A 1,353-nucleotide genomic window follows, 5' to 3' on the forward strand; every position below is an offset into this window, starting at 1 on the left:
TAGCTTGTTAACGCTCAAGTAGATTGCCCCGATTAAGGGGCTAGCACGTTTGAGAAACAAGTGAAGTTGTCAGCCACAATGATGATAAAGCCAAGACAACGACCACAAGTTAAAGGTGAGGGTGGAAATGTTCTACAGTCTTTATGGTCGATTGTTACATGCGCAAGCATTAGAAGCGGCTTATAAACAAGTGGCAAGGGCGAAAGGTGCGGCCGGAATAGATGGGCAGAGCCTAAGCGATTTTGCAGCTGACTTGCAGAGCAATCTTCATATTTTACTGCTCGAACTGAAAGGTAAAACCTACCAAGCGCAGCCTGTACGTCGGGTAGAAATACCCAAAGAAGATGGCAGTATGCGATTGCTTGGGATACCGACAGTGCGAGACCGCATCGTCCAACAAGCGTTATTAACGATATTGCAGCCCATCTTCGATAAGGATTTTCATCCATCTAGCTATGGATATCGCCCGAAGCGAAGTTGCCATGATGCGATTAACAAGGCCACATTGTTTATAAGGCAATATGGTCGGCGTTGGGTCGTGGATATGGACTTGTCAAAGTGCTTTGACCGTTTATCCCATGAGTTAATACTCAAAGGCGTTAAGTGCAAAGTCACAGATGGCAGTGTGCTGAAATTAATCCAACAGTTTTTATCCAGTGGTGTGATGGAAGGTAACGAAGTGATACCGACTATCAAAGGCAGTCCGCAAGGCGGGGTAATCAGTCCGTTGTTATCGAACATTTACCTTGATGCATTCGACCAAGAAATGAAACGCAGAGGGCACCGAATAGTGCGTTATGCGGATGATATTTTAGTGTTATGCATCAGCCGAGTAGGCGCAGAGCATGCCTTGAACATTGCCACGACTATTTTAGAGGATGATTTACAACTTGTTGTGAATAAGACCAAAACCCATATCACGCACAGTGATGATGGTGTTAAGTTCCTCGGAGTCGAAATTGGGACACAATATACCCGAATTCAACCTAAGAAACTGGTTAACTTCAAGCAGCGAGTGAAGCAGCTCACTAAGCGTAATACAGGGAAACCGCTGATAGATATCATTAAACGGTTAACCCCTGTGCTAAGAGGGTTCGCACATTATTTTAAGATAGCCAATTGCAAGCGAGAGTTTGTGAGCTTGATGAAATGGATAAGAAGACGCATGCGCGCTATTCAATTGAAGTTGTGGAAACGCCCAGCTCGTCTTCATAGACGACTAAGGCAACTTGGCTTCAAAGGAAAGTGTGTCTTCATAAAAATGGCGTCATGGCGCAATGCGAATTGTCCAATGGCGACTATTGCCATGAAGAATAGCTGGTTCGATGAAATAGGGCTTTATCACATTGATAG

Annotated in this window: 1 protein-coding gene; it reads left to right on the forward strand. The window is 44.6% G+C overall.

Annotated elements, in window-relative coordinates; translation table 11 throughout:
• Window positions 1-127 precede the first annotated feature (127 nt).
• The coding region (ltrA, locus tag CXF95_RS26165; protein ID WP_232788054.1) for a group II intron reverse transcriptase/maturase at window positions 128-1,353 on the forward strand (1,226 nt) is incomplete at its 3' end.

Source organism: Paraglaciecola sp. MB-3u-78, from assembly GCF_002835935.1.
In the GTDB taxonomy this organism is placed as follows: domain Bacteria; phylum Pseudomonadota; class Gammaproteobacteria; order Enterobacterales; family Alteromonadaceae; genus Paraglaciecola.